Raw genomic sequence first — 26812 nt, forward strand, 5'->3', positions numbered from 1 at the left:
GACGTTTTTGGTGATTTACTGTTTCTCAAATGCCTTTTTTCACTTTATATGTTTGTTTTGATGCTCTCTTTAATTTTTTCTCTACGTAATTTACCTCTGTGACAGTTTGGGGTGCGGAATGTGGGTTCCATTGTTCACTTTTGGTTGATTATTCTTTGATTTTACCTTGTTTTCAAATTGTGGATCTGTGACTAGGATATTGAGATCCCCGACTTCTTTTCTTAATCTTTATCATTTATTCAGTTTAATAAACATAGAAGTCGTGAATCTTAGACGATGTTATTTTTAGTAAGTTAACGGTAATATCCTGTACATCCTTTAATCCTGGTTATCCTGATTCAGAATTAGTTTTTTTTCTATAATCTTCAGATTTTACAGTTTACTATTATGAACGCAAGATCAGAAATATTATAACCGCTTTCCAGTAATCATCTTGAGAATACAAACTAATAACTACTTTCCACCACCATATCGAACCTACGGGAAAAAAGGGAAGATGCGCTTTTGGTGCTTTTATGTCAAAGGTAATTTCATTATCAGAGAGTAAATTTTCTCCTTTTCTCCATCCTACCTTATCTATAAATTTATTCCAGATTTGGTGGTTGTAAGTTGTTGTTCCTCCCACACTTTCATAAATCTGCTTTTGTACAGAAAAACCAAAGCGTCGATTACTATTCTTTACCCATAAATTGTCTATAATGCTAATGTCTTCACTGGGAATATCAAGAACATTGTCTATGGTTAAATAACCTGGTATTCCCCGGTTAGCAAGTGTCAATATTATCCGTCTTGTTTCGTCATCTGCTTTTTTCCATTTACCATCTGCTAACAATTTCTCTAGTTTTTGATACTGACTGGGTACTTTGATAACAGATATTTCAGGTTTGTCAAAAGGTGGTTGAGAATTAGGTTTTTGATCTACAAAATATAACTCCTGCATCACTTTTTTTACAGATTGATAACGATATTTCGCAATAGGACTTGCTAATTTTTCCAAAATCTTTCCTAATTCATCACTTACCACATTTCCATTCAAATAATCTCTCCATACCCATTCTCCTTCCATTGGACTATATAAATCAAACGGACTCATTCCTGTTAATAAATGCAAACAAGTTACCCCTAAACTATATAAATCACTAATAAATAATGGTTTACCCATTGACTGTTCAGGAGCGCAATATTCAGCAGATCCAATCATTGTCCCTGTAGCTGTGCGTTGCTGTGACTTGACTATTTTCGCCGCACCAAAATCTACTAAAAATAACTGATTGTCACTACTGCGAATAATATTTTCTGGTTTAATATCTCGGTGAATTACCTGTTGACTATGAACAAACTCCAATATCTGTAACAGTTCTCTTAATAATCCTCTAATTTGCTGTTCAGAAAAAACGCCATTTTTATCTAACTCAGTTTGTAGAGTTTCACCTTTCACAAATTCCTGTACTAAATATTGACGATTATCGGATGTAAAATAAGCCATTAACTCAGGTATTTGAGGATGCTTACCTAACTCCTCTAAACGTTGTGCTTCCTGTGAAAATAACTGGGATGCTTTTTCAATACTATCTGTTCCCTGTGCTTGGGGTAAAAATTGTTTAATTACACAATAAGGTTTTGATGGTTTATCCTCATCAATAGCTAAAAATGTTCTACCAAAACCACCCTGACCTAAAATTGATTTAGGTATATACCTTTCACGCAAAAGTAACTTATTACCGCACTTTTGACAATATTGAAAATTATCAGGGTTAGGAAAAAGACAGTCAGGATTAAGACATTGACGCATAGACTCACCACCAAGGCTTTATTGTAATTTTACCCTAATTAATCAAGATTTACGCAAAATCTCTCAAAAACTCATTTCTCTGCGTCTGGAGGGGTTCATTTAAAAAAATATATAACTTAACTAACACCCATATCACCGATTTCTTTAAGAAATCGGTGATCTATCTCCTCAAATCATGCTACAATTACGCACTGAACTCAAGCATACCCAAAAACCCCAACATCCAAATTCATGCCCAAAAAACGTATTTTAGTTACAGGTGCAAGTGGCTGTATCGGTCACTATATCAGCGAAGCCTTAATTCAAAACACCAATCACGAATTGTATCTCCTAGTTAGAAACCCCAATAAACTACAAGTAGATACTACAGTTCGTCCAGGTATCACCATTCTTCAGGGTGATATGCGAGAAATTGGTAAATTCTCTAATTTACTCAAAACCATTGATATCGCTGTATTAACAGCCACTTCCTGGGGTGGTGAGGGCATTTTTGATATTAATGTCTTCAAAACTCTAGAATTAATGAACCTGCTAAATCCAGAAAAATGTCAACAAGTAATTTATTTCTCCACAGCCAGTGTTTTAAATCACGAAAACAAACCACTCAAAGAAGCTGGAGAAATTGGTACAGATTATATCCGTTCTAAATATGACTGTTTACACCAAATTGAAAAGTTAGCAATTTTTCCCAAAATTACCACAGTTTTTCCTACTTTAGTTTTAGGTGGTGATGATAAAAAACCCTATTCTCATCTCACCTCTGGTATTCCCGAAGTTACTAACTATATTAATATCATTCGTTTCTTACAAGCAGATGCTAGTTTTCACTTCATTCATGGCCGAGATATTGCCACAATTATCCAATATTTAATCGATTATCCACTACAACCCGGAGATCCACGCCGATTTGTTTTGGGGCAATCTTCCCTAACTGTTAATCAAGCTATAGAAGAAGTTTGTGCTTATTTGAATAAAAAGATTTATTTCCGCATTCCTTTGTCTTTGGGTTTAGCTAATTTAATTATTGTCTTATTTCGCATTCAAATGGCAGCTTGGGATAGATTTTGTATGAATTATCGTCATTTTAACTATGCTAATGCCATTAATCCTAGCAGTTTTAATTTACCAAATTACTGCCCTACAATCAGCGATGTCTTCAAAATTAGCAAAGTCAAAAATGGCATTTAGATCATAGCCATTTTTAATCAGGGTATAGGTAATGGGTAATAGGTAATTTTATGTATAAGTTTAAATTAAGTAAGTCGGCGTAAAGAAATCAAACTATGTAAAGGTCAGTAAACAGGGATGCGGCTAAGAAACTATCTTAGTTAATCCGCGTCACCATACATATCATATATTATTGGCAGTCCTATCATGAGTAATTCTATCCGTTGGCAATCTAGCACAGCCGCACTCATGGCCATAGCCATTACAACAGGTGCAGCTACCCCATTTTTATCTTTTAGTCCTGTTTTTGCTCAAGGATTTAATCTCAATCAATCACGGACAATTAGTATTCCCTCCAATGTAACTTTACCTGTCACCTACGAAAAGGAGAAAGTTATTGTCAAACCCGGTGAAACATTAGCCTTAACTTTGAAAATAGCTGACAATATTACTGATAGTAACAGAAATATTTTAATTCCTGCTAATACTCAAGTTATCGGTGAATTACAACCAGTAAGATTAAATACTCGATCTTCTATCAATAACCAGCAAGGTGTGCGTTTTGTAGCTAGAGAATTGGTATTTCCTTCTGGACAAAGATTACAGATTTTTGCTAACTCTAAAACCATCACCCAAACAGAAACAATTACCAAAGGATCAAGCACTGGACAAATATTAACTGATGCGGCTATTGGTGCGGGTGCTGCTAGTCTGATTTCTTTGGTAACAGGTAACAAGAAAATTGAAGTTTTAGAACCTGTGGGTGGCGCAGCAGCGGGGGCTTTAGCTAGTGTATTATTGCGAAAACAAAAAGCTGAGGTTTTTGTGCTTAAACCTGAACAGGATTTAGATATTACTCTGACTTCAAATTTGGTGATCACTGGTCAATAGACTGAATTTGATGATATAAATAATAAAGCGATTTTTTCCTGAATTATGGTAAGCGATCGCTTTATTTTTATGTTAATCTCTCTCTTTTAGAGACTAATGATATATTGATTGTGGTGATATATTGATTGTGGGGTGGGCTTCTAGCCCGCCCCAGCCAACAATACTATCTGATCTTTATTTCAGCTTCATAACTTACCCTAGCTCGTAGTTATCACTTGATTCCTAAAAATCAGGGCTTTAGCCCTGACTAGGAACTGAATATTATAATTTTGATTATAATTTTGTGTGACACTTTGATGACACTTTATTGACAAAATTATCAGCTAGATATAATAATTCCAGATCATCAATATCAAAATCACCTGCTAATACATCTTTCACAGCAGATATTTTATCATTATCTCTAGAAATTCTCAAACATTCTTCTAAATCTACTGCTAAATCAAACAATGATATATCTCCTAAATACTTTCTAATTTTTATAGCTACATCATCATCACTAACCAAAAATTCTTTAATAGCATCAAATAACGGACTAGATATTTGATCATCTCCCCAAGTTTCTAACCAATCACTTTCTACATCTTCTACATAAATATGAACAAAATTTAATCCATAATTTAACCAATCTTGCTGCATATTCCGGGCTACTGCTAACGCTTCAGTCAGATTTTCGAGTTGAGCGTTACTATTAGTTTGTTGTTGATTAACCATAAATGGCATTTTCAGCAGATTAATGATGTTGGCTAGGACACAGATTTCGATTTTAATATTTAGGAATCAGGAAAAATTCATATACTTTCCTTCGGCCAGATGATCACTGTTATACAGTGCAACATTGACTAATTGTTGAATGAAATCATTTTCTTGCGGATTATAACTCAAGAATAATCCTCTTTCTATTTCCCACAATTGCAGTGCATTTTGCCACTTTTGATATTTTTGAGCATGAAATTCTTCACTAACACTTGTGACTTGAATACAGAGTGGTTTATTTTGATGATTACTGACAATGAGGTCTGTGGCCATAGAAAGGTCAGCTATATAACGCCGCCAAAAATTCCCTTCACGATGGACAATATCTTGAGCTATATATTTAATGATATCACTATCAGCTTGATTAAATTCCCCCGCCATCATTTTTTTCTTCCAAATATAAAATTTGGTGTCTGTGGCGTTTATCCATTTAGGAAATAGATAACCGTACCAATATCTTTCATTGGCGGTCATTTGCTCAAACTGTAGTTTTTGCTCTTCTGCGGAGGGTAGAGATTTAATTGCTAACCAAACTCTAGAGTCTGTAATCACTTCTAATAAAAAAGCCACGACAATTGGTTTGGACATCAGAGAACCAAGCTTGATATGTTTAATCCAACGGTTGATCTCTATTAATTTTGTCATGAGACTTGGATCTATTTCAGAGGCTTGTTCAATCAGTAGGTTTAATTTATCCTTAATTTCTTTGGCTTGCAAACTGTATCCTATGGTAAAACACTAACTTAGTTGCTCTCATGCTTATATCGAACTTGATCGGTAAATAAGATTGTTAAAAACATCATCATTATTTTATTTTACTACAGCACTGATAAATTCAGCGTTGTTTAATTTTCCTACCAAAGTAGGATGAGATGGGCATATCAGTAAATAATCTTTACATTCAGTGCAGCTTTATGAAAATCTCAACATTATTTAGTACAACTTAGTTAAGAATAGTTTTAGCCACAATATCGTTTTTATCCATCATGTCTCAACCAACTATAGAATCCATTTTACAGGAAAAGCGGCTATTTCCGCCTGACAGTGATTTTTCGCAAAATGCCCATATCAAAAGTTTAGCAGACTATCAGCGTCTTTACGACCAAGCAAAAGCCGATCCTCAGCAATTTTGGGCAGAATTGGCAGAAAATGAGTTACACTGGTTTCAAAAATGGGACACTGTACTAGATTGGCAACCGCCTTTTGTCAAGTGGTTTGTCAACGGTAAGATTAATATTTCTTATAACTGTCTTGACAGACATCTCACTACCTGGCGGAAAAATAAGGCTGCGTTGATTTGGGAAGGAGAACCGGGAGATTCTCGCACCCTGACATACTCCCAATTACATCGAGAAGTTTGTCAATTCGCTAATGTACTAAAACAATTAGGCGCGAAAAAAGGCGATCGCATTGGTATTTATATGCCAATGATTCCCGAAGCCGCCATAGCTATGTTAGCCTGTGCCAGAATTGGCGCACCCCATAGCGTTGTTTTCGGTGGTTTTAGTGCTGAAGCATTACGCGATCGCTTAAATGATGCGGAAGCAAAGATAGTAATCACAGCGGATGGTGGTTGGCGCAAGGATGCAATTGTCCCCCTCAAAGAACAGGTAGACAAGGCTTTAGAAAACAATGCAGTCCCCAGTATTACAGATGTGCTAGTTGTCAAACGCACAAATCAAACAATACAAATGGCAGCAGGTCGTGACCATTGGTGGCACGATTTACAAAAAGGCGTTTCTGCGGATTGTCCCGCAGAACCAATGGATAGTGAAGATATGCTATTTGTTCTCTACACTTCCGGTAGTACAGGAAAACCGAAAGGGGTAGTTCACACCACAGGAGGTTATAACTTATACAGTCATATTACTACCAAATGGATTTTTGATCTTCAGGACACAGATGTATATTGGTGTACTGCCGATGTCGGTTGGATTACAGGACATAGCTATATAGTTTATGGACCCCTCTCCAACGGTGCAACCACTGTCATGTATGAAGGTGCGCCCCGTGCTTCTAATCCCGGTTGCTTCTGGGATGTGATTGAAAAATACGGCGTGACCATTTTTTATACTGCACCAACAGCCATTCGTGCCTTTATTAAAATGGGTGAACATCATCCTAATAAACGTAATCTTTCTTCTCTGAGATTACTGGGAACTGTCGGTGAACCGATTAACCCCGAAGCTTGGATATGGTATCAAAAAATTATCGGTGGTGAACGTTGCCCAATAGTTGATACCTGGTGGCAAACGGAAACCGGTGGGATTATGATTACACCCTTACCTGGAGCAATTCCTACAAAACCCGGTTCAGCCACCCTACCTTTTCCCGGTATTATTGCGGATGTAGTGGATTTAGAAGGTAATTCCGTTCCTGATAATGAAGGTGGTTATTTAGCCATTCGTCATCCTTGGCCGGGAATGATGCGGACTGTGTACGGTGATCCTGAGCGTTTCCGGCGGACTTATTGGGAACATATTCCGCCCACAGATGGTAAATATACGTACTTTGCTGGCGATGGTGCGAGGAAGGATGAAGATGGCTATTTCTGGGTCATGGGGCGCGTAGATGATGTCCTGAACGTCTCTGGACACCGCTTGGGAACAATGGAAGTAGAATCAGCCCTAGTGTCTCATCCGGCGGTGGCTGAGGCTGCTGTAGTGGGTAAACCGGATGAATTGAAAGGTGAGGAAGTTGTAGCTTTTGTCACTTTAGAGGGAACTTATCAAGCCAGTGAGGAGTTAAGTAAGGAACTGAAAAAGCACGTTGTAAGTGAGATTGGGGCGATCGCTCGTCCCGGTGAAATTCGCTTTACTGATGCTTTGCCAAAAACGCGATCTGGTAAAATCATGCGTCGGTTATTGCGGAATTTAGCAGCAGGTCAAGAGGTGTCGGGAGATACTTCGACTTTGGAGGATCGCAGTGTGTTGGATAAGTTGCGGGAAGGGAATTAATTTGAAATAGTCTCACGCAAAGGCACAAAGACCCAAAGCAATCTGGGGTGGGCAAAATTGCCTACCCTAATTGTCTGAATCAGGATATCCAGGATTTAAGGATTTACAGGATTGAATAAATATCAATATACAGGGCTTGATAACCTATTAAATAGGTGTAAGCTAGAGTAAAATAACAGAGATGATATAAGTCAAGTCAAGAAATAAATGAGGTGAAATCATGACAACAAAAGAAGAACTAATCAAAGAAATTACTCAATCACCGGATTTTGTAATTGAAGAAGTCTTAAATTTCTTACTCTTCATTAAAAACAGGTTTAAGCAAAGAACTTCCGAAAGTCAAACTGGAGATGTTAGCAATAACTTATCATCTCCATCTTTTTGAAATTTCATTGATGATATTACTAGCCAAATTCCTCAAACAGAATGGGAAAAGCTACCACCTGATATGTCAAAAAATTTAGATTACTATTTATATGGTTCACCCAAGAGTGAAGAATGAAAAAAGTATTTGCTGATACAGGTTATTGGATTGCTCTACTAAATCCTCATGATGAATTGCATCTTAAAGCTAGAAATGTGACTGCATCTTTATTGCCTAATATACGTATAGTCACAAGTGAAATGGTATTTACTGAATTGTTAAATGCTTTTTCTAAACAAGGACTTCTTTTAAAAAGAGCAGCAATTAGTTTAATTAATCAATCTTTTAGTAATCCTAATATGGTATTGGGTTAAGCGAAAGCGCAACCCGATCAAAAGTTTGATAATATTAATTTTGGGTTTAACTTCACTGTATTATTCCATAATTGATGAAGGATTGATATTGATGACGAGAAGCAAGGAAAATAGTTTATGCAAGTAAGACAAGAAATTTTTGATACCTATTGGCGATTTGCTGCTATGCGTCAAGAAGTTTTTTTCAACAAACTTAAAAATGTACGACCACCTTGGACAAGCGATCCTATTCTTAATACTTATAAATTTTGTAATGCTTATCGAGTCAGTGATCGGGTTTCTCAATATCTGATCAAGAATGTAATTTATGATGAGAATAAGAGTCAAAATGAAGAAGAAGTGTTATTTAGGATACTGCTGTTTAAAATTTTCAATAAAATAGAAACTTGGGAATATTTAGAAAGCAAAATAGGGGATTATATTACACTGTCTAATTTTGATTTAGAGGGATATTCAAACATATTACAAGAAGCTATGAATATTGGATATGTGATTTATACCAGTGCTTATATGTCTTGTGCCAGTAAGGAGTTTGGTTATGATAAAAAGCACCAGAATCATTTAGCATTAATTGATAAAATGGTTGTCAAGGACAGGGTAATTAATCGCATAGTGAAAGCTAAAAGTTTAGAAGAGATTTTTCATATTCTTGAATCATATCCATTGTTAGGTAAGTTTATGGCTTACCAATTAGCAACAGATATTAATTATAGTGAAGTTATCAACTTTGATGAGAATAGTTTTACTATAGCAGGACCAGGTGCAGAACGGGGTATTGATAAATGTTTTATTGATACTAAAGGAAAAAGTTATGCTGATATCATTTATTGGATGACAGAAAATCAAGAAAATCAATTTCAACGTTTGGGTTTAAATTTTAAATCTCTCTGGGGTCGTCCACTCAAAGCTATAGACTGTCAAAATCTTTTTTGTGAAACTGATAAATACTGTCGAGCCGCTTTTCCTGATTTAAAAAGTAATCGCAAAAAGATCAAAGCCAAATTCACAGCAACTCCTCAACCAATTGATTATTTTTATCCACCTAAATGGTGTATTAATGATCAAGTTCAAGAAACTTTAGCACAGAGATTACCACCATTAGAAATTCCTAATTTGCAGGATAATGGTCAGCAATTATCTTTAGAGTTAGATTCTTTAGTAAAAACTACATCTGAAATTCCGAATTGTATATCAAAACAACATAACAAAAATGGGCAAAAAACTCCGATAAAAAAATCAAGCATTTTTCAAAATCCAGATACAGAAAAATCTCAACAGTTGTGTCTGTTTTGATATCTTATACTATTTATAAATCAACAGTAATTCAGGGTAAAACATGAATAAGAAAAGAAAACCAGGATATGCTAAGTTCGACTATAAAGATCCAAAAAAGAGAAAATATCGCTATTTACTACGGCGTATATGGGATGAAAATTTGCCGCAAGTTACCTTTGTAATGCTTAACCCAAGTACGGCTGGTGCAGGGGAAGAGGAAAATGATCCCACTATCAAGAAATGTATTGACTTGGCTAGGTCATGGAATTATGGTTCTCTTGAAGTAGTTAATTTATTCGCTTATATTGCAACAGAACCCAAAGAACTCAATGAAGCACTTAAAAAAGGAGATGACATTGTGGGACACAACAATAACCTTTATATTCTATCAGCCACAAAACGTGCTGAGTCAATTATTGTGGCGTGGGGAGCGGGGCTTGATAATTCCAGTGCGAAGAAATATCGTGTGGAAGAAGTGCTAAATCTCATTTCTTGTAAAACACTTTATTATCTTGTTGATAGTAAAGGTAATGGTGATGATTTAACAAAAAATGGACATCCACGCCACCCGCTACAACGTGATCGATCTCTTGACGAAAGAAAGATTTTTATTAAAAACGGGGCTTCCAAAAAATAAATTATCAAATATTTAAGGAATTGCATTATGAATTTTGCTGAATATCAAACAGAAGCACTGAATACCGATCAGATTCCTGCTGTTGAAGGTAGTGAATTAATCATACCCTTACTAGGTTTAGTTGGTGAGGTTGGTTCATTGATGACAGAATATAAAAAACATTTACGCGATGGAGATGCACACAAATTATTTAAAGAAGGAATTGCGGAAGAATTGGGAGATATGCTTTGGTATATTTCCAATATAGCCAGTAAGTTTAACCTCAATTTACAAGAAATTGCAGAAGATAATTTAAGAAAGTGCAATGACCGTTGGGGATGGAGAGATTCAACAGAAACAGATAATAAAAATACAAGTTACATCTTTGATAATGAATTTCCAGAACATGAAAGTTTACCACGACAATTTGAAGTAGAAATTACGGAAGTCAGCCAAGATAATTCAGTCAAAATGAAGGCATTTATTAACAAAGAACAGATAGGAAATGACCTTACTGATAATTCTTATAAAAGTGATGGCTACCGCTTTCATGACATTTTTCATTTTGCCTATGCAGCAGTTTTAGGGTGGTCTGTAGTTACTCGCAGTATCCTCTTATTGACGAAGTTGAAGATGGAGGTCGTGCAGTAGCTATTGAAGAAGGTATATCAGCACTTGTATTTAGCTATGCTAAAGATCATGGTTTATTAGAAGGTGTTTCAACTTTAGATTATCAACTATTGAAGACTATTAAAAATATGACATCTCATTTAGAAGTTTCTCAATGTTCGCTAGGAGATTGGGAGAAGGCCATTTTAATGGGCTATGATGTCTGGCGACAGGTGGAAAAAAATCACGGAGGAACAGTAGTTGTTGACCTTGATGTAGGTTTGATAACCTATCAAATAGGTGTAAGTTAAAGTAAACTAACAAGTTGAGTTAGGATTTTGCATCTGTTACTATCTATTAATTTTAAATCCTTCTCACCACCCTCAAAAACCCACCCCACACCTCAGACAGATGAACAGGTATAGACTCAGCATCTAAAATGTCAAAATCAGAATCAAAGCCAAAGCCCGATTGATACCAAAAGTATGGATTCCAACTTTCATATTTGGACGCTGACACCTACAGATGTTTACAAGACCCTCATAACCACGCCCCAAGGTATCAGCGAGGCGGAAGCAAATTTAAGATTAAAACAATCTGGTTATAACGAACTACCCGAACCCCAAACACGCCCTTTAATTCTCCGTTTTACCGACCAATTAACCCATTTTATGGCCTTGCTGTTGTGGGTAGCGGGAATATTAGCTTTTATTTCCCAAACACCAGAATTAGGTTGGGCAATTTGGGCAGTAATTTGGATTAATGCTATCTTTAGTTTTTGGCAGGAATATCAAGCGGAAAAAGCCTTATCAGCCCTGAAAAAAATCTTACCTTCCCAAGCCAAAGTTTTTCGAGATGGAAAATTATCTGTAATTGCTGCCCGTGAATTAGTTAGCGGCGATGTCATGCAGTTAGAAGAAGGTGATAAGATATCCGCTGATGCCAGAATTATTCAAAGTCAATCTTTATATGTAGATGTTTCCGTACTCACAGGAGAATCTTTGCCCGTTCCCCGCATTAGCGAACCCGTCACCGCCGCCAATATCCATGCTTCAGAAGCTAGTAACTTAGTATTTGCCGGTTCTACCGTGGCCGCCGGTCGGGGACTGGCAGTAGTCTATGCCACAGGCACACATACGGAATTTGGTCAAGTCGCCCATCTTACAGCCCATGTGAAGCGGGAAGCCAGCACTTTAGAAGTGCAAATTTCCAGAGTAGTTCACATCATTACCATCATTGCTTTGAGTATGGGGGTGGTGATATTTTTATTAACTAAGTTGCTGGTAGGAATGCAACTCAAAGAAAGTTTCATTTTTGCCATTGGTATTATTGTGGCATTTGTCCCCGAAGGTTTATTACCTACTGTCAGTCTAGCCTTAGCTATTGGTGTCAAACGCATGGCCGCTAAAAATGCTTTGGTGCGGCGTTTGTCAGCGGTGGAAACCCTGAGTGCAACAACTGTTATTTGCACCGATAAAACTGGGACTTTGACTAAAAATGAAATGACTGTCCGCCAATTGTGGATTCCCAATACTCAGATTAATGTGACTGGGGTGGGTTATGAACCCAAGGGAGAAGTGGAAATTATTACGGAGGATTTACGAACCACAGAGGCACAGAGGACGCGGAGAAATGAGGGTTTGAGGGATATGTCTCAGGTGCGGTTAATGTTGGCTGGTGCGGCACTCTGTTCTAATGCGCGGTTAAATCATCCCCCTAATTCTCATCAATGGCAAGTATTGGGTGATCCTACGGAAGGGGCGTTATTGGTGGCTGCTATTAAGGCGGGGTTGAAGTTGGAGGAGTTGCAACACCAAGCCCCAAGGGTTCGGGAAATTCCTTTTGATTCCCACCGACGAATGATGACGGTTTTATTACAGGGGAATTTGCAGTTAGATGATAGGGAAAATTCCCAGTATTTGATTTTTACGAAGGGATCAACTTTAGATGTGTTGCAACATTCGCGGTATTTATGGCATTCAGGGGAAAGGCTGGAATTGACCCCAACCCAGCGGGAGGAAGTTGTCGCGGCTAATGATCAATTAGCAAGTCAAGGTTATCGTGTCTTGGGGGTGGCTACTAGGCAAGGTGGGGCGGAATTAAATCACTTAGATGATAATTTGTTAGAACAGGATTTGACTTTTTTGGGATTGGTGGCGATGATTGATCCAGCGCGGCCAGAAGTTGCCAATGCGATCGCTCTTTGTCATCGTGCCGGGATTCAAGTGACGATGATTACAGGTGATTATGGCTTAACAGCGGCAGCAATTGCACAACGTATTGGTTTAGCCAACGGTAAACCCAGAATCATCACTGGTGAACAATTGGGACATCTTTCTGATACCCAATTGCGCCAAATCCTCCACAAACACAAAACCGGGTTAGTATTTGCCAGGGTAATGCCAGAACAGAAACTCAGATTAGTGGAAGCATATAAAACCCTTGGTCATGTCGTCGCTGTTACTGGTGATGGTGTCAACGATGCCCCCGCTTTACGCGCTGCTAATATCGGCATTGCTATGGGAATTAGCGGTACTGATGTTGCCCGTGAAGCTGCGGATATTGTTCTCATAGATGATAATTTTGCCACCATTGTCGCCGCCGTTGAACAAGGTCGGTCAGTGTATCAAAACATCCGCAAATTCATGACTTATATTCTCGCTTCCAATATGGCGGAGTTTTTGCCTTTCCTGGCAATGGTGTTTTTGAAAATACCCCCAGCCCTGGTAATTTTGCAGATATTAGCCATTGACTTAGGTACAGATATGCTGCCCGCACTGGCATTAGGGGCAGAAAAACCGGAAGCTGGTTCAATGGAGTTACCACCCCGCAAAAAATCCCAACCACTCTTAGATTTACCTTTATTGTTACGTGCTTACTGCTTTTTAGGACTGCTGGAAGGTTTGGCAGGTATGGGGGGATTTTTCTTTGTTTGGTGGACAAATGGTTATAATATGACCCAATTACAGGCACTTAGTACCAGTATTTTATCGCACTCGGCTAATGCCGCTACAATGGCCATTTATCATCAAGCAACAACAATGACTTTAGCCGTAATTGTGGCTTGTCAAGATGGTAACGTTTTTGCCTGTCGTTCAGAACGGTTTTCGATTTTGCGTTTGGGGTTTTTTACTAACCGCTTGATTTGGGCAGGAATTGCGGTGGAATGGTTTCTAATTCTCTCTATTATTTATTCTCCTACTCTGCAAAAAATCTTCTCTACCGCAGCTTTAAAACCATCATATTTGCTAATTTTATTGTTTTGTCCACCGTTGATATTAATAGCTGATGAATTGCGAAAACGAATTATTAGCGGGACTTAGGCAAACAATTTGAGATTATCAGCTGTTGTGTATTTAATTTGTATAAATCTGGCGGGCAAGATGCCCACCCCACAAGATTTAATAATTATCGGGCAAGATGCCCACCCCACAAGATTTAATAATTATCGGGCAAGATGCCCACCCCACAAGATTTAATAATTATCGGGCAAGATGCCCACCCCACAAGATTTAATAATTATCGTCTTATTTTTATAAATTAGTGCCTTTTTACTGAAAATTGTCACCAATACACGACAAATTCAGCAGAATATGTTGTCTTGAATAAGCTAAAAAATGTATTCATTGTCACAGAAATTGAGGAATTGTAAGGGGATCAAGATATTAATTGCTCACTATTAATAAAAACTTATATAAATTAAAATCCAGATATATATACTATGGGAAAACGATTAATCAGAAATCCTGATTAAAAAATATTGCAATAACTTGATTTTGTTGCTAATGTGTGTGAGTACGACAGCGCTGGTGAATGCTCGGATCATTTAGAGAGGTAAAATCAATGAGCTTTATCTATCCTGCCAAAAGTCTTTTACTTGGTCATTGGTGATTGGCCATTAGTCATTAGTAAAAATTCCCGTTCAACAGCGGAGAATCAAAATATTTGCAATGACCTAATTCCTGTCACTTTAGGTTTGATTTTTGTTTACCGTTCATCAATCGTCCTACCTGTTGATTGCCAAAAACGCAATACATGAAGACGAGACATGAAAAATTTGGAGTTGAAAAACGATGAAGATTCAAGGAAAAGTTGCACTAATTACCGGAGCTTCCCGTGGCATTGGTCGAGCGATCGCCTTAGAATTAGCCAAACAAGGCATGAAAAGGTTAATATTAGTAGCACGCGATCGGCAAAAGTTAGCCGAAGTAGCCGCCCAAATCGAAGCTTTGGGTGTAGAAACTACAATCATGGCCTTAGACTTAACTCAATCAATTTATGTTAATATAGCCGTAGCCCAACTTTGGCGCAGTTATGGACCGATTCATCTACTCGTAAATTGTGCTGGTGTCGCCCATCAAAACTCATTTTTGCAATCAAAACTTCCCCAACTGCAACAAGAACTCTCCGTTAATTTATTGGGAATGTATACCCTAACCAGCTTAATCGCCAAACGTATGGTTAGTCAAAAAAAGGGGATCATTGTCAACGTCTCCAGTTTAATGGGGAAAGTTGCCGCACCGACAATGGCCACATATTCCGCCACTAAATTTGCCATTGTTGGATTTACCCAGGCCTTACGTCAAGAACTGGCCCAACACAATATCCGTGTGATTGCTTTACTCCCTTCCCTCACCGAAACAGACATGGTGCGCGACTTAAAATCATTTCGCGGCGTGATTCCCATGACACCCGAACAAGTCGCCCAAGCCCTAGTGATTGGAATAGAAAAAGATACACCAGAAATCCTAGTCGGATGGCAATCTCATTTAGCCGTATTATGTCAACGTCTTGCCCCTTGGTTGCTAGATATCATCCTACAACTAGCGACACCCAAAAAACCATTACCTAATGCTGTGGGCTAGACTTCAAATCAATTCAAATCAATTCAAATCAATTCAAATCAATAATTTCTCTTTGCGCCTGTGCGCCCCTGGGTGAGAAAAAAATCATTCATTTACCTATATAAACGTGATCCCTCCGGTAAATTACAGCAGTTCCCGGTATTCACAAGGTACAGATATTAATTATAAAACTCTTGTGGTGCGGGCATCTTGCCCGCATAAGGTGTACCTTACTCAATCTGAACTTGCTGTAATCCGGGGGATCATTGGTGTAAAATCAGAACTTTCAATTAAAAACTTTCAATTAAAAATTCTCGCAATAATCATCCCTAATTGAACACTGATAATTCCCAAGATTGTACTACCAAAAAAATAACCAGTAGCAGCCAACCAATTACCACGTTGCAACAAACCAACCGTATCTAAACCAAAAGTAGAAAAAGTAGTATATGCACCTAAAAATCCTGTGGCGACAATTAACTTAATTTCTGGGGAAATCAGCGCTGTTTTTTCCATAGCTAAACTGGCGAAAAACCCCATGATTAAACAACCGCTAATATTAATCAAAAAAGTTCCATAGGGGAAACCAAAACCCAAGCGATTTGTCAACCACAAAGTTAAATAATAGCGACTTAAAGCCCCAGCTATTGCTCCCAGACTAATGGCAATGGGAATACGAATTTCTACCTGTTGCAACATTATTAATAATTGTTATTAGTCTTTATTAGTCTTTATTAGTCTTTTATTACAGCGAATTTCAGGTAAATGAACCACGGTTTTTGTTTCGCGCAATCTCTCTTAGAGATCCCGAAGGGTAGGCGCAAAGTAGGGAAGGCGCAAAGGAAGAAGGTAATCAAAGTCTGGTTTAAATCGCCGAAAACTGCTGTAAATCGGCAACCAACGGAAAACCGTACCCTCGTGACAGGTTTTCATCACTGTACCTGAAAATTGAACTTGATACAATCAAGGAGTGGCTAAAAAGATGCTGTTGTCCAGGCAAAGTTCCAAAAATTAACAAGAAACTAACACAGCATAAGTAGGAGAGTTATCAAAATGGGAAATCAACTAAAAACTGCTATTTTACTCGCTACCCTCAGTGGCTTATTGATAGCAATTAGTTACTGGGTAATTGGTGGTACAGGGGGCTTAGTTATAGGAATTGGGTTAGCAGCAGCGACTAACCTCTTCTCTTGGTATCAATCAGATAAGATTGCTTTAGCAGTATATAATGCCCAACCCGTCAGCGCGGCGGAAGCGCCAGGACTATATCGCATCGTTGAAAAATTATCTAACCGTGCTAATATTCCCATGCCGGGATTGTACATTGTTCCTAGTCCAACAGCCAACGCTTTTGCGACGGGAAGAGATCCCGAACACGCGGCTGTGGCCGTTACCGCAGGTATTTTAGATATTTTACCAGAAGATGAATTAGAAGGGGTAATTGCCCACGAACTAACCCATATTATCAATCGTGATACCTTAACGCAAGCGGTGGCTGCTACCGTCGCTGGGGCTGTTTCCTTCCTGGCGCAAATGCTGAGTTATAGTATGTGGTTTGGTGGTGGTTCACGGGACAACGAAAGAGGTGGAAATGCTCTGGGTGTATTAGCTACAGTCATATTTGCCCCTCTGGCCGCTACGGTGATTCAGTTAGCAATTTCCCGCACCAGAGAATTTTCTGCTGATGCTGGGGCTGCAAAATTAACAGGTAATCCTCGCGCATTAGCTAGGGCTTTGCAAAGGTTAGAATCTACAGCTAAACAAATGCCTTTGAATGCTAATCCAGCTTTTGAACCATTATTAATTATTCATCCTATTTCTGGGCAGTTTTTGGGAAATTTATTCTCTAGTCACCCAGCAACTGAAGCCCGTGTCGAAGCTTTACTGCAATTAGAACGACAAGTTATTACTTATTAGTCTCTAGAGATTATTAGTAGGGTGTGTTAGCTTCAGGATAACGCACCCTATTTAGTCAATATCCTATTTCTGAGCAAAATCAACTCAACATTTTGGCAACAAATAAAAATCTCTGTATTCCCTGTTTTTCCTGATTAAAAAATCGGCTGCAAATCTAAAATAAATCCTGGTAATACATCTTCTCCAGATAAACTTGTAGGAGATTCTAAAACTTCTATTTCTTGATTGGGGCGATAAATTTCTACTTGTTTGTTTTTAGGATTAATTAACCAACCTAACCGTAAACCATTGGCGATATATTCCCGCATTTTGGCTTGAGTATCGGCTAAATCATCGCTTTCAGAAACTAATTCCATCACAAAATCAGGACATAAAGGCAGAAACCTTTTTCTTTGTTCTGGTGTGAGTGCATTCCATGTTTCTATCTTAATCCAAGACACATCAGGAGAACGGGTAGCACCATTAGGTAATTTAAAACCTGTGGAAGAATCAAAAGCTTTTCCTAACCCATTTTGGCGATTCCAAAACCAAACTTGTCCACCTAATTCTAGGTTTCTATCTCCCGTTTCTCCTCCTGTTGGTGACATGATACTTAATTCTCCTTGTGAGGATAATTCTAAACGTAGATCTTTATTAGCAGCAATCATTTCCACAAATTTATCATCTGTGAATTTTAGTGATTTTGGTATTTGTAAAGTTATAGCAGTCATGATTTATACCTCTCTCTATTTATCCCTTCCAGTCTCCGACAGGGAATACTTTCCGGGAGGTTCTACCTGCCATTTTAACGATATTTTCCGAACAAAGCGGTTAGAAACCGCGTCTACACAGACAAAACCCACGCAGGTGGGTTAAATTCCTCTTGGAAGGAGTTTGTTTGTATAGCCGCTATATAATCAATCTTTTAGGCTAAAAAATGGGTTTCTAACCTAAACCTAAAAAACCAGAAATTATTGGTAAAAGTTTATGATTGGGGATTTTTCCATCCATCATAAGCAGCAATGAGAACATTTACATAAATATTATCAGCAAGTTCTTTAATTGCTTCAATACCACCCGCTTTTAATGCACCTATTACCCGTTCCTTTAGTTGTGGATTTTTATTGATACCCTTAACCGCTACCTCGATTTCTGCTTGAGTATCTGTAGGTATATCAGGAGGATAGGATTGATTGAGGATTTGGAGTAGTTGTTGAATCTCACTAGCTGAGTCCGCTAGGTTTTGTTTGGGAGTAATAACCAGATCTCCCATAACCTTACCCGCTACTCCCCCGTCCACTTTCTGAATATTCATTTCTACTTCGACATTACGACTGGAATCATTACTGTTAGTCATATTTTTATTATCCACTTTGTTTTCAACTTGAACATTTATAGATTTTTCTGCTTCTACTAACTTATTAATAGTTAACCATAGATTTGCATTCTGATTATTAGAAGCTTGTAAAAGTTCTTTATATTTTTCTATTTCTGCTAATGCTAATTGATAATTTTGAGTAAAATGGCTGTGAATCTTTTCTTTATTCGCATTCTCAGGAACAGCAACTTTAACAACAACAACCCCATCACCTTTATTTTCAATACTCTGGATAACTAATTCTGTATCTCCATTTTCAACTTGCACTTTTTTGAAAGCAGTAACAAAAGCTTGCCAGTCAATACCATTTTGGAAAATTAAATCAACAGTATTTAAAACTTCTTCAAATAATTTGGTAAATTCTCCTGGTTGAAATTCTCCACTACTCGGACGGCGTTCCCGGTCATCTGTTCCCGGTTTAGGATATTCTAAAAGATAGACAAAGCGACAATCTACATGATCTAATATGGTTGTACTTTCAATATTCCAAGCTTCCACACAAGCACCAGTCATTTGAGCTTTGGTGAAATTAGTACCGACGGCTTGAGTAAGAGTCAGATTTGCCCATTCTAAAACAGCACCTTGAAAAGTAGCTTCTATAATATCAGCATTTTTTAAATTAGCCTCTTTCAAGTCTGCACCTATTAGGTTTGCACCTTTCAGATTTGCACCAATATAAGATTTATTTCTGCCATTTAAAGTAATAAGCAAATTGAGAACAGTAGGGTTACTTAATATAGTATTACCCGGTCTAGCAAAATCAAGTTTTTTGACTTCATAAAAACGAGTGCGCGTTAGGTTTGCTTTTCTGAAATCGGTGTTTTTCAGGGTTGCACCAGTAAAATCAGCATCAGTTAAATCAGCACTAAAAAAGGTTGTACCATAGATAGAATTTATAGATATAGCAACTTTTTTAATCCAACTAAATTTTTCACTACCTTTTGATGCTTGCCAACCAATATTATTTCCTAATATGGAAACAATAACAATAGTTAACCCAATTAAAGTTGATTTTGTTATATTTGGAACTTTTATTAATAAAGATCCCGCTGAAATTAAATTGATGATTAAACCTATAAATATCACTATGGGCAAATAACTAATGATATTTATCATCATAATATTAGCTAAAGCTATTATTATCCAACCAATTCCAATTAAACATAATATTGCAATTCCAAAAAAAAATTGTCCAATAATTGTTGTGTTAGCTTTACTTACTATAAAACTTAGGAATAAGCTAGGAGTTAATACTAATATCGCTACAAATAAACCATGTAAAAAATTTTTAGCTACGGTAATAATAGCAAAAGCTAATAATGAAATTAAGATTACTATGTATGTAGTGATTTTAATTTTTAGATCCTTTTCTAAATCCCAAAGTCCAACAAGAACAATAGCACCTATTCCCGTAATAATTGAGCCAAGGGCAATAATTAATAAAGAGAGCGCAATCGTACAAACTATAGGAAGTAATTGTAGACCGGAGGTTGTCTCACTAAAGTTTGCCCCTTTTAATATAGCTTTTGTAAAGTTTGCCCCTCTAATGTCACTACCATTAAAATTAGCATTTGTTAAGTCTTGACCTTGAAAAGACTTTCCGCGAAGATTCAATCCAGAATAATTTTTCACCATTGCCTTATGTAAGCAATATACTTATGATATTGATTTTATGTTTATATTTAGCTACAACCATTTCTTTCACAGTCTTCTAAACATTTTTGTTTTTGAGAATTAAATAAACAATTAGCCTTACATATACTCTTTTTCACCTCACAATAAATATCATCTATTCCATAAATATCATCTATTCCATCTATTCTTAGTGAAATTAGTGTCTCTTTAGTTCTTGCAAAATTAGTATTGTGTGGTGTCGCAACTATCTCTTTCTTTGATGATTCTGAGGAACTATCTTCACTCTCAAAAGATTTCATCAACTCAATATGGGCTTGTATGGCCGCTTCTAATGATTGAATCCATTTTTCGTATAAACGTTTTTGCTCAGGGGTAAATTTATCCCAGTTAAGATCTTGTAATTTTTCGGTCATAAGAATAGTGTGATACGAGTAGGTTAAGCATGATATCAACTGAGTAAATATTAACTTTTTGTAGTTAATGTTGTCAACTACATGATAGATTAATTAAGTACAAATATAGTAAAAAAACATACATAATATTTTGTGAATCAGTATCGAAAATCATCACTTTCTTATTTTTGCTGATTTTTCTTCACCGAAAATGACTACAATGAATGTTAATGCTAGATAATGGGGAAGCCTTGACATTTAAACAACCTAGCCCGGAACCAAAGAACTAACAACTATGCGAACTCACTATTGCGGCGAACTCCGAAAAGAACATATTGGTGAAACTGTTACCTTTTACGGATGGGTAGACCGTCGCCGCGATCACGGTGGTGTGATATTCTTAGATTTGCGCGATCGCTCTGGTATTGTCCAAATCGTCAGCGACCCCCAGCGCACCCCAGACTCCTATGAACAAGCTAACGCACTCAGAAATGAATATGTTGTAGCTATCACCGGTAGAGTTACCCAACGTCCTCCAGAATCCCTAAATCCCCGACTTCCTACTGGCGAAGTGGAAATCTATGCGGATAAAATAGAACTACTTAACGCCGTCCGTAAACAATTACCTTTCCAAGTTTCCACCGCAGACACGGAAACAGTGCGGGAAGATTTACGATTAAAATATCGTTATTTGGACTTACGACGGGAACGTATGGCGCAAAATATGCAATTGCGTCATCAGGTCATCAAAGCCATGCGGCGCTACCTGGAAGACCTAGAGGGTTTTATTGAAGTTGAAACCCCAGTTCTCACCCGTTCTACCCCCGAAGGGGCGCGAGATTATATTCTTCCCAGTCGCGTGAATGAAGGTGAATGGTTCGCTTTACCCCAATCTCCCCAACTTTTCAAACAATTATTGATGGTATCGGGAATGGATAGATACTATCAAGTGGCGCGATGTTTTCGAGATGAAGATCTACGGGCTGACAGACAACCGGAGTTTACCCAACTAGACATGGAAATGAGTTTCATGTCTGAAGATGAAATTATCGAACTTAACGAAAAGTTAGTTTGTCATATTTTCAAAACCGTGAAAGGCATTGATTTACCTCGTCCTTTTCCTCGTCTTCCTTACGCGGAAGCTATGAACCGTTACGGAAGTGATAAACCAGATACCCGCTACGGTTTAGAATTAGTTGATGTTTCTGACGTTTTAAAAGATTCTGGTTTCAAAGTTTTTCGAGAAGCCATTTCTAACGGTGGTATCGTTAAAATACTCCCGATTCCTAACGGTAACGATGCCATTTCTAATGTTCGCATTAAACCAGGTGGCGATATTTTCCGGGAAGCCGCAGAAGCAGGTGCGAAAGGTTTAGCTTATATTCGCGTGCGAGAAAATGGTGAACTTGACACCATTGGCGCAATTAAAGATAATTTGACACCGGAACAAAAGCAGGAAATATTAACAAGAACGGGTGCAAAAGCCGGACATTTGTTATTATTTGCGGCTGCTGATACAACCACTGTGAATAAAACCTTAGATAGAATTCGTCAATTTGTGGCAAGGGAATTTAAGTTAATTGCCAAAGACAAAATTAACTTGCTCTGGATTACCGAATTTCCCATGTTTGAATGGAACGCAGATGAAAAACGTTTAGAAGCATTACACCACCCATTTACAGCCCCTCATCCTGAGGATATCAGTGATTTAAAAACCGCCCGCGCTCAAGCTTATGATTTAGTTTTAAATGGGTTTGAAGTTGGTGGTGGAAGTTTGCGAATTTATCAGCGAGAAGTTCAAGAACAAGTGTTTTCAGCTATTGGTTTATCAACAGAAGAAGCACAAAGTAAATTTGGCTTTTTATTAGAAGCTTTTGAATATGGAACTCCTCCCCATGGTGGTATTGCTTACGGTGTAGACCGTTTGGTAATGTTGTTATCTGGAGAAGAATCAATTCGTGATGTGATTGCTTTTCCCAAGACTCAACAAGCTCGTTGTTTATTAACAGATGCTCCTGGAAATGTAGACGCAAAACAATTGAAAGAGTTGCACGTTGCTTCGACTTTTAAACCCAAGGTGTAAGATCAAGTGTCCTTAGTTGTCCTTTGTCCGTACTTCGACTTCGCTCAGTAACCATTGTCCGTTGTTAGTCTTGACCACCGACCACCGACGGCTTTGTAGGGGCTTTCCTGCCGTTCGCCCCTACAAGGTTTTGAACACTCATCCTTCTGCTCTATAACCTCCAAAGGTTTAGAATCAGCTTCTCCCGAATCAACTTCTCCATCAAAACGCACATAGATTTTTTAACTTAGGTCTAACCACAATCACAGAACGCCCAGAATAGTCCACCCATTTACCCAACAGGTTTTGTTTAAACCATCCCTATTTTCCCTCAATAATATCCGACAAAGACTTCAGAGGACGGTTACTAGCACCCACCACTGTTCTCCCACGACGACCATGATTAATCAAAGCATCAACAGCTTCTTGTAGCATCCGTTTTTCATTACGGACAATAATTTCTGGTGCTAATATCTCTTGAATCTTAGACAAGCGATTATTACAATTAATTACCCGCAGATATAAATCATTTAAATTACTAGTAACAAATTTACCCTTATTTAATCGCACCATAGGGCGTAAATCCGGAGGAATCACCAGAATCACCTGTAAAACCATCCACTCCGGCTTAGAACCCGTAGCAATGAAATTATCAATCACCCGCAAACGTTTAATTAACTTAGCGCGTTTTTGTCCTTCAGCATTAGCAATTTCTTCCCGTAGAGCCTTCACCTCCTGCTCCAAATTAATATCCGATAAAAGCCGTAACAGTGCTTCCGCACCAATACCCACTTCTACACCTTCTAATTGAGAATCCTCACTATAAATAGCATCCTCAATTTCTAGCCGCTGATCTTCGCTTAGAAGTTGTTTATAAGTCAAAGTATCTGCATTACCCGGTCGTAACACACAGTAAGAATGGAAATAAACAATTTGCTCCACATCCCGTACAGGCATATCCAAGAGAATAGCAATATAACTAGGAATCCCCTTGAGATACCAAACATGAGCCACCGGAGCAGCTAACTTAATAAAGCCCATCCTGTGACGACGGACGCTGGATTCAGTAAATTCTACACCACAGTCCTTACAAAATATACCTCTAAACACAGCACGCTTATACTTACCACAGTGACATTCCCAGTCTTTAACCGGTCCAAAAATGCGCTCACAAAACAAACCATCCATTTCCGGCTTCAGAGTCCGGTAATTAATAGTTTTTGGCTGCGTTACCTCACCAACTATTTGTCCATTAGGTAAAGTCCGTTCACCCCGTTTACGAATGCGTTCTGGTGAAGCTATACCAATTTTTACGTAATCAAATTGATTAGATTGGGGGGGTTTCATAAATTTAGATTTTAGATTTTAGATTTTGGATTTTATCCCTCTTCTGGTAGAAACGGATTAAGAATAGACCTAATTTTAAGTATAGTGCGATCGCCAAGCGCTGCTGTAAGCAGATCGCCAACCACCGACAAATTAAAAATAATGTATAATAGACAATTTATATCATAATTCCTAACTGACTTAATTTTGTAACTAAGACCATGCACAATTTCACTGGATTTCCAGACGCTTATGATGTAATTGTTATGATATAATTGTCGTCCGTGCAGGTGACGCAGGTTGTGAAGCAGCGCTGGCTACTGCTCGCCTCCGTTGTCGAACTCTGCTATTGACCCTAAACTTAGATAAAATCCCTTGGCAACCCTGTAACCCCGCAGTCGGTGGACCAGCCAAATCCCAATTAACCCATGAAATAGACGCTTTAGGGGGGAAATTGGCAAAATGGCAGACCGGACATACTTACAAAAACGCATCCTCAACTCTTCACTAGATCCTGTGCGAAATGAATAAGATAAAGATCCCCAACTTCTTTAAGAAGTCAGGGATCTGAAGTTTTAGGTTAAAATCCCTACTAAAATTTGCATCAACATTTCTAAATCGGTAGGAACTCGATATAACATTAAATCCTGGGTTATTAGTTTATTTTCGCGTTGAAAACTGCCAAACTGCCAAATATCTCCAGTTGTTACAGCACCATATAATATTGGTTCATCTCCTTCAACCCATTGATCTAAAGCAATTAATTCCACTGCAAGTTGAGTAAATCCTCGTGTTAAATCTGCGTGTTTTGCTTCCACAACTAAAACCTGATGTTGAGATTGCAGGTAATAATCTAAGTCACCCCGCAAAAATTGATTTATTTCAATGGGATATTCAATATTAATTTTAGATTCGGTAATATGTGCAACTTCTAAGAGAATTGGTGCAATTAAAACTTCTCTTCTTGCAGCTTCGCTTGTTAAACTAACTCTTTGCATTGCCTCTTCTAATCGTTCTTTGAGATCAATTAATCGAGATATTTGATTATTACTTACCGGCCAATCAATTGTTCCTCTAGTTAAATTGACTCCTAATTCTTGTAAAATATCCGCAGGTGCAAACCTTAACTCAAAATACTTACGAAATGTGTATGTTTCATCAGGTTTAAGAATTGGAGGACGATGTGATTTAGTCATAGAGTTATTTATTAATTATGTTGTCAGTTTTTTATCTTTTGTATTCATATTATATATGATAATATAATATCTATTTGATGCGGTGATGTAAAAATATTGCCAAAAAACACAAGAGTATGGTATAAAAGTGAATATCTTGATTTTTTGACTTGTGAAAAATGACTATTCCTGACTTTCAAGCTATTATGCTTCCTTTATTGCAATATGCAAGTGATGGTAAAGAACATTCTTTAAGAGACGCTATTACATTTTTAGCTGATGTTTTTAATTTAAGTGATGACGAAAGAAAGGAATTATTATCTAGTGGACAACAAGCGGTTTTTGATAATAGAGTAGGTTGGGCTAGAACACATTTAAAAAAAGCCGGTTTAGTAGAATCTCTTAAAAGAGGATTTTTTCAAATTACCACAAGGGGAAAGGATATTTTAAATCAAAATATTGCAGCAATTAATGTGAAATTTTTAGGACAGTTTCCAGAGTATATTGAATTTAGAACTTCTAAAAAAGATCATGATAAATCAGAACCAGAAATTATAGAAATATCGGAAACTACACCCCAGGAATCCATAGAGTTTGGATATCAGAAAATTAGAAAAGAATTAGAATTAGAGTTACTTAACCGTGTGAAAAGTTGTTCACCTGATTTTTTTGAAAGATTAGTGGTAGATTTACTCGTAAAAATGGGTTATGGTGGCTCAAGACGTGATGCGGGGAGAGCGATCGGTAAAAGTGGAGATGGGGGAATTGATGGTATAATTAAAGAAGATAAATTAGGCTTAGATATTGTTTATGTTCAAGCTAAAAGATGGGATAATACTGTTGTTGGTAGACCAGAAATTCAAAAGTTTGTCGGGGCTTTACATGGACAAAGAGCAAGAAAAGGTGTTTTTATCACTACTTCCAGATTTTCCCAAGAAGCGAGAGAATATGTATCTATTATAGATAGTAAAATTGTGTTAATAGATGGAGAAGAATTAGCTCAGTTGATGATTGATAATCATGTGGGTGTTTCCACAGTCTCTATTTACGAAATTAAAAAGATAGATTCCGATTATTTTACAGATGAGTAATTATTAAATAGTAGACAATTAATATATGAAAACAGAGAATTTAAAAGCGGTACTGGTATTTGCTGGTATCGGATTAAGAATAGACCTAATTTTAAGTATAGTGCGATCGCCAAGCACTGCTGTAAGCAGATCGCCAATCACCAACAAATTAAAAATAATGTATAATAGGGAATTTATATCATAATTCCTAACTAACTTAATTTTGTAACTAA

The 26812-nt window shown here is 37.5% G+C and carries 20 protein-coding genes and 3 pseudogenes; 14 read left to right on the forward strand and 9 right to left on the reverse strand.

Translation table 11 applies throughout. The features are described 5' to 3' along the window. Positions 1-385: 385 nt before the first annotated feature. On the reverse strand, positions 386-1792 hold the full coding sequence (locus FFO06_RS11735) for a serine/threonine-protein kinase (RefSeq protein ID WP_137908206.1): 1407 nt from the start codon (positions 1790-1792) through the stop codon (positions 386-388). A gap of 231 nt (positions 1793-2023) precedes the next feature. Between FFO06_RS11735 and FFO06_RS11740 the strand changes: the two genes are divergently transcribed. Continuing rightward, positions 2024-2980, forward strand: a complete 957-nt coding sequence (locus FFO06_RS11740; protein ID WP_137908207.1) for an NAD-dependent epimerase/dehydratase family protein — start codon at positions 2024-2026, stop codon at positions 2978-2980. Positions 2981-3166: 186 nt separating this feature from the next. Next, positions 3167-3850, forward strand: a complete 684-nt coding sequence (locus tag FFO06_RS11745; RefSeq protein WP_137908208.1) for a conjugal transfer protein TrbI — start codon at positions 3167-3169, stop codon at positions 3848-3850. Positions 3851-4123: 273 nt separating this feature from the next. Here the strand turns inward: FFO06_RS11745 and FFO06_RS11750 are convergent, their stop codons facing one another. Continuing rightward, positions 4124-4564: a hypothetical protein gene (locus FFO06_RS11750; protein WP_137908209.1), complete on the reverse strand. Its 441-nt coding sequence runs from the start codon at positions 4562-4564 to the stop codon at positions 4124-4126. Positions 4565-4630: 66 nt separating this feature from the next. After that, the gene (locus FFO06_RS11755; RefSeq protein ID WP_137908210.1) at positions 4631-5323 is read right to left on the reverse strand and encodes a hypothetical protein; all 693 of its coding nucleotides are present in this window, start codon (positions 5321-5323) and stop codon (positions 4631-4633) included. 269 nt (positions 5324-5592) lie between these two features. Here FFO06_RS11755 and acs point away from each other — a divergent pair, with 269 nt between their 5' ends. The 8 genes and pseudogenes from acs (at position 5593) to FFO06_RS11795 (ending at position 15666) form a co-directional block, all read left to right on the forward strand. Further along, entirely contained in the window at positions 5593-7563 is a 1971-nt protein-coding gene (acs, locus tag FFO06_RS11760) for an acetate--CoA ligase (RefSeq protein ID WP_137908211.1), read from the forward strand. 220 nt (positions 7564-7783) lie between these two features. Beyond that, positions 7784-7948: a DUF2281 domain-containing protein gene (locus tag FFO06_RS21975; RefSeq protein ID WP_236097133.1), complete on the forward strand. Its 165-nt coding sequence runs from the start codon at positions 7784-7786 to the stop codon at positions 7946-7948. A gap of 113 nt (positions 7949-8061) precedes the next feature. After that, positions 8062-8301, forward strand: coding sequence for a PIN domain-containing protein (locus FFO06_RS11770; protein WP_199290891.1), 240 nt, complete (start codon positions 8062-8064; stop codon positions 8299-8301). Positions 8302-8418: 117 nt separating this feature from the next. Then, positions 8419-9594 (forward strand): nucleotide kinase domain-containing protein, encoded by a 1176-nt coding sequence (locus FFO06_RS11775; protein WP_137908212.1) that lies wholly within the window; start codon positions 8419-8421, stop codon positions 9592-9594. Between the two features lie 43 nt (positions 9595-9637). Next, positions 9638-10213, forward strand: a complete 576-nt coding sequence (locus tag FFO06_RS11780) for a DUF1643 domain-containing protein (protein WP_137908213.1) — start codon at positions 9638-9640, stop codon at positions 10211-10213. A 222-nt stretch (positions 10214-10435) separates the two neighbouring features. Next, a pseudogene (locus FFO06_RS11785) lies at positions 10436-11112 on the forward strand (MazG C-terminal domain-containing protein). Positions 11113-11286: 174 nt separating this feature from the next. After that, positions 11287-14124 (forward strand): cation-translocating P-type ATPase, encoded by a 2838-nt coding sequence (locus tag FFO06_RS11790; RefSeq protein ID WP_137908214.1) that lies wholly within the window; start codon positions 11287-11289, stop codon positions 14122-14124. Positions 14125-14874: 750 nt separating this feature from the next. Continuing rightward, on the forward strand, positions 14875-15666 hold the full coding sequence (locus FFO06_RS11795; protein ID WP_028091452.1) for an SDR family NAD(P)-dependent oxidoreductase: 792 nt from the start codon (positions 14875-14877) through the stop codon (positions 15664-15666). A 279-nt stretch (positions 15667-15945) separates the two neighbouring features. Here FFO06_RS11795 and crcB read toward each other — a convergent pair whose 3' ends face one another. Beyond that, positions 15946-16344 (reverse strand): fluoride efflux transporter CrcB, encoded by a 399-nt coding sequence (gene crcB, locus FFO06_RS11800; protein WP_137908215.1) that lies wholly within the window; start codon positions 16342-16344, stop codon positions 15946-15948. A 354-nt stretch (positions 16345-16698) separates the two neighbouring features. Here crcB and FFO06_RS11805 point away from each other — a divergent pair, with 354 nt between their 5' ends. Continuing rightward, on the forward strand, positions 16699-17562 hold the full coding sequence (locus FFO06_RS11805; RefSeq protein WP_137908216.1) for a zinc metalloprotease HtpX: 864 nt from the start codon (positions 16699-16701) through the stop codon (positions 17560-17562). A 134-nt stretch (positions 17563-17696) separates the two neighbouring features. Here FFO06_RS11805 and FFO06_RS11810 read toward each other — a convergent pair whose 3' ends face one another. From FFO06_RS11810 to FFO06_RS11820, 3 genes are all read right to left on the reverse strand, one after another. Continuing rightward, on the reverse strand, positions 17697-18272 hold the full coding sequence (locus FFO06_RS11810) for a Uma2 family endonuclease (protein WP_137908217.1): 576 nt from the start codon (positions 18270-18272) through the stop codon (positions 17697-17699). A gap of 254 nt (positions 18273-18526) precedes the next feature. Next, positions 18527-20554: a pentapeptide repeat-containing protein gene (locus FFO06_RS11815; RefSeq protein ID WP_137908218.1), complete on the reverse strand. Its 2028-nt coding sequence runs from the start codon at positions 20552-20554 to the stop codon at positions 18527-18529. A 47-nt stretch (positions 20555-20601) separates the two neighbouring features. After that, a complete protein-coding gene (locus FFO06_RS11820; protein WP_137908219.1) occupies positions 20602-20967 on the reverse strand; it encodes a hypothetical protein in 366 nt (121 codons plus the stop codon). A 274-nt stretch (positions 20968-21241) separates the two neighbouring features. Between FFO06_RS11820 and aspS the strand changes: the two genes are divergently transcribed. Next, entirely contained in the window at positions 21242-23029 is a 1788-nt protein-coding gene (gene aspS, locus FFO06_RS11825) for an aspartate--tRNA ligase (RefSeq protein WP_137908220.1), read from the forward strand. A 219-nt stretch (positions 23030-23248) separates the two neighbouring features. Here the strand turns inward: aspS and rpoC1 are convergent. Continuing rightward, positions 23249-24355: pseudogene (gene rpoC1 / locus FFO06_RS11830) on the reverse strand (DNA-directed RNA polymerase subunit gamma); the annotation flags it as partial. A gap of 250 nt (positions 24356-24605) precedes the next feature. Here rpoC1 and FFO06_RS11835 point away from each other — a divergent pair. Further along, a pseudogene (locus tag FFO06_RS11835) lies at positions 24606-24850 on the forward strand (FAD-dependent oxidoreductase); the annotation flags it as partial. Between the two features lie 59 nt (positions 24851-24909). On the opposite strand, the gene FFO06_RS11840 reads toward FFO06_RS11835, so the two are convergent. After that, entirely contained in the window at positions 24910-25530 is a 621-nt protein-coding gene (locus FFO06_RS11840; RefSeq protein WP_137908221.1) for a hypothetical protein, read from the reverse strand. A gap of 158 nt (positions 25531-25688) precedes the next feature. On the opposite strand from FFO06_RS11840, the gene FFO06_RS11845 reads away from it, so the two are divergent. Beyond that, positions 25689-26600 (forward strand): restriction endonuclease, encoded by a 912-nt coding sequence (locus tag FFO06_RS11845; protein WP_137908222.1) that lies wholly within the window; start codon positions 25689-25691, stop codon positions 26598-26600. The last annotated feature ends 212 nt before the right edge of the window (positions 26601-26812 follow it).

This window comes from Dolichospermum planctonicum (genome assembly GCF_005402965.1).
Taxonomy (GTDB): Bacteria; Cyanobacteriota; Cyanobacteriia; order Cyanobacteriales; family Nostocaceae; genus Dolichospermum; species Dolichospermum planctonicum.

Excerpts from the sequence above, each read along its gene's own strand:
- FFO06_RS11770 (WP_199290891.1), top strand. The coding sequence starts at position 8,062 with ATGAAAAAAGTATTTGCTGATACAGGTTATTGGATTGCTCTACTAAAT.
- crcB (WP_137908215.1), bottom strand. The coding sequence starts at position 16,344 with ATGTTGCAACAGGTAGAAATTCGTATTCCCATTGCCATTAGTCTGGGA.
- FFO06_RS11775 (WP_137908212.1), top strand. The coding sequence starts at position 8,419 with ATGCAAGTAAGACAAGAAATTTTTGATACCTATTGGCGATTTGCTGCT.
- FFO06_RS11745 (WP_137908208.1), top strand. The coding sequence starts at position 3,167 with ATGAGTAATTCTATCCGTTGGCAATCTAGCACAGCCGCACTCATGGCC.
- FFO06_RS11795 (WP_028091452.1), top strand. The coding sequence starts at position 14,875 with ATGAAGATTCAAGGAAAAGTTGCACTAATTACCGGAGCTTCCCGTGGC.
- aspS (WP_137908220.1), top strand. The coding sequence starts at position 21,242 with ATGCGAACTCACTATTGCGGCGAACTCCGAAAAGAACATATTGGTGAA.
- FFO06_RS11810 (WP_137908217.1), bottom strand. The coding sequence starts at position 18,272 with ATGACTGCTATAACTTTACAAATACCAAAATCACTAAAATTCACAGAT.
- FFO06_RS11820 (WP_137908219.1), bottom strand. The coding sequence starts at position 20,967 with ATGACCGAAAAATTACAAGATCTTAACTGGGATAAATTTACCCCTGAG.
- FFO06_RS11790 (WP_137908214.1), top strand. The coding sequence starts at position 11,287 with ATGGATTCCAACTTTCATATTTGGACGCTGACACCTACAGATGTTTAC.
- FFO06_RS11740 (WP_137908207.1), top strand. The coding sequence starts at position 2,024 with ATGCCCAAAAAACGTATTTTAGTTACAGGTGCAAGTGGCTGTATCGGT.
- FFO06_RS11815 (WP_137908218.1), bottom strand. The coding sequence starts at position 20,554 with ATGGTGAAAAATTATTCTGGATTGAATCTTCGCGGAAAGTCTTTTCAA.
- FFO06_RS11805 (WP_137908216.1), top strand. The coding sequence starts at position 16,699 with ATGGGAAATCAACTAAAAACTGCTATTTTACTCGCTACCCTCAGTGGC.
- FFO06_RS11840 (WP_137908221.1), bottom strand. The coding sequence starts at position 25,530 with ATGACTAAATCACATCGTCCTCCAATTCTTAAACCTGATGAAACATAC.
- FFO06_RS11845 (WP_137908222.1), top strand. The coding sequence starts at position 25,689 with ATGACTATTCCTGACTTTCAAGCTATTATGCTTCCTTTATTGCAATAT.
- FFO06_RS11735 (WP_137908206.1), bottom strand. The coding sequence starts at position 1,792 with ATGCGTCAATGTCTTAATCCTGACTGTCTTTTTCCTAACCCTGATAAT.
- FFO06_RS11780 (WP_137908213.1), top strand. The coding sequence starts at position 9,638 with ATGAATAAGAAAAGAAAACCAGGATATGCTAAGTTCGACTATAAAGAT.
- FFO06_RS11750 (WP_137908209.1), bottom strand. The coding sequence starts at position 4,564 with ATGGTTAATCAACAACAAACTAATAGTAACGCTCAACTCGAAAATCTG.
- FFO06_RS21975 (WP_236097133.1), top strand. The coding sequence starts at position 7,784 with ATGACAACAAAAGAAGAACTAATCAAAGAAATTACTCAATCACCGGAT.
- acs (WP_137908211.1), top strand. The coding sequence starts at position 5,593 with ATGTCTCAACCAACTATAGAATCCATTTTACAGGAAAAGCGGCTATTT.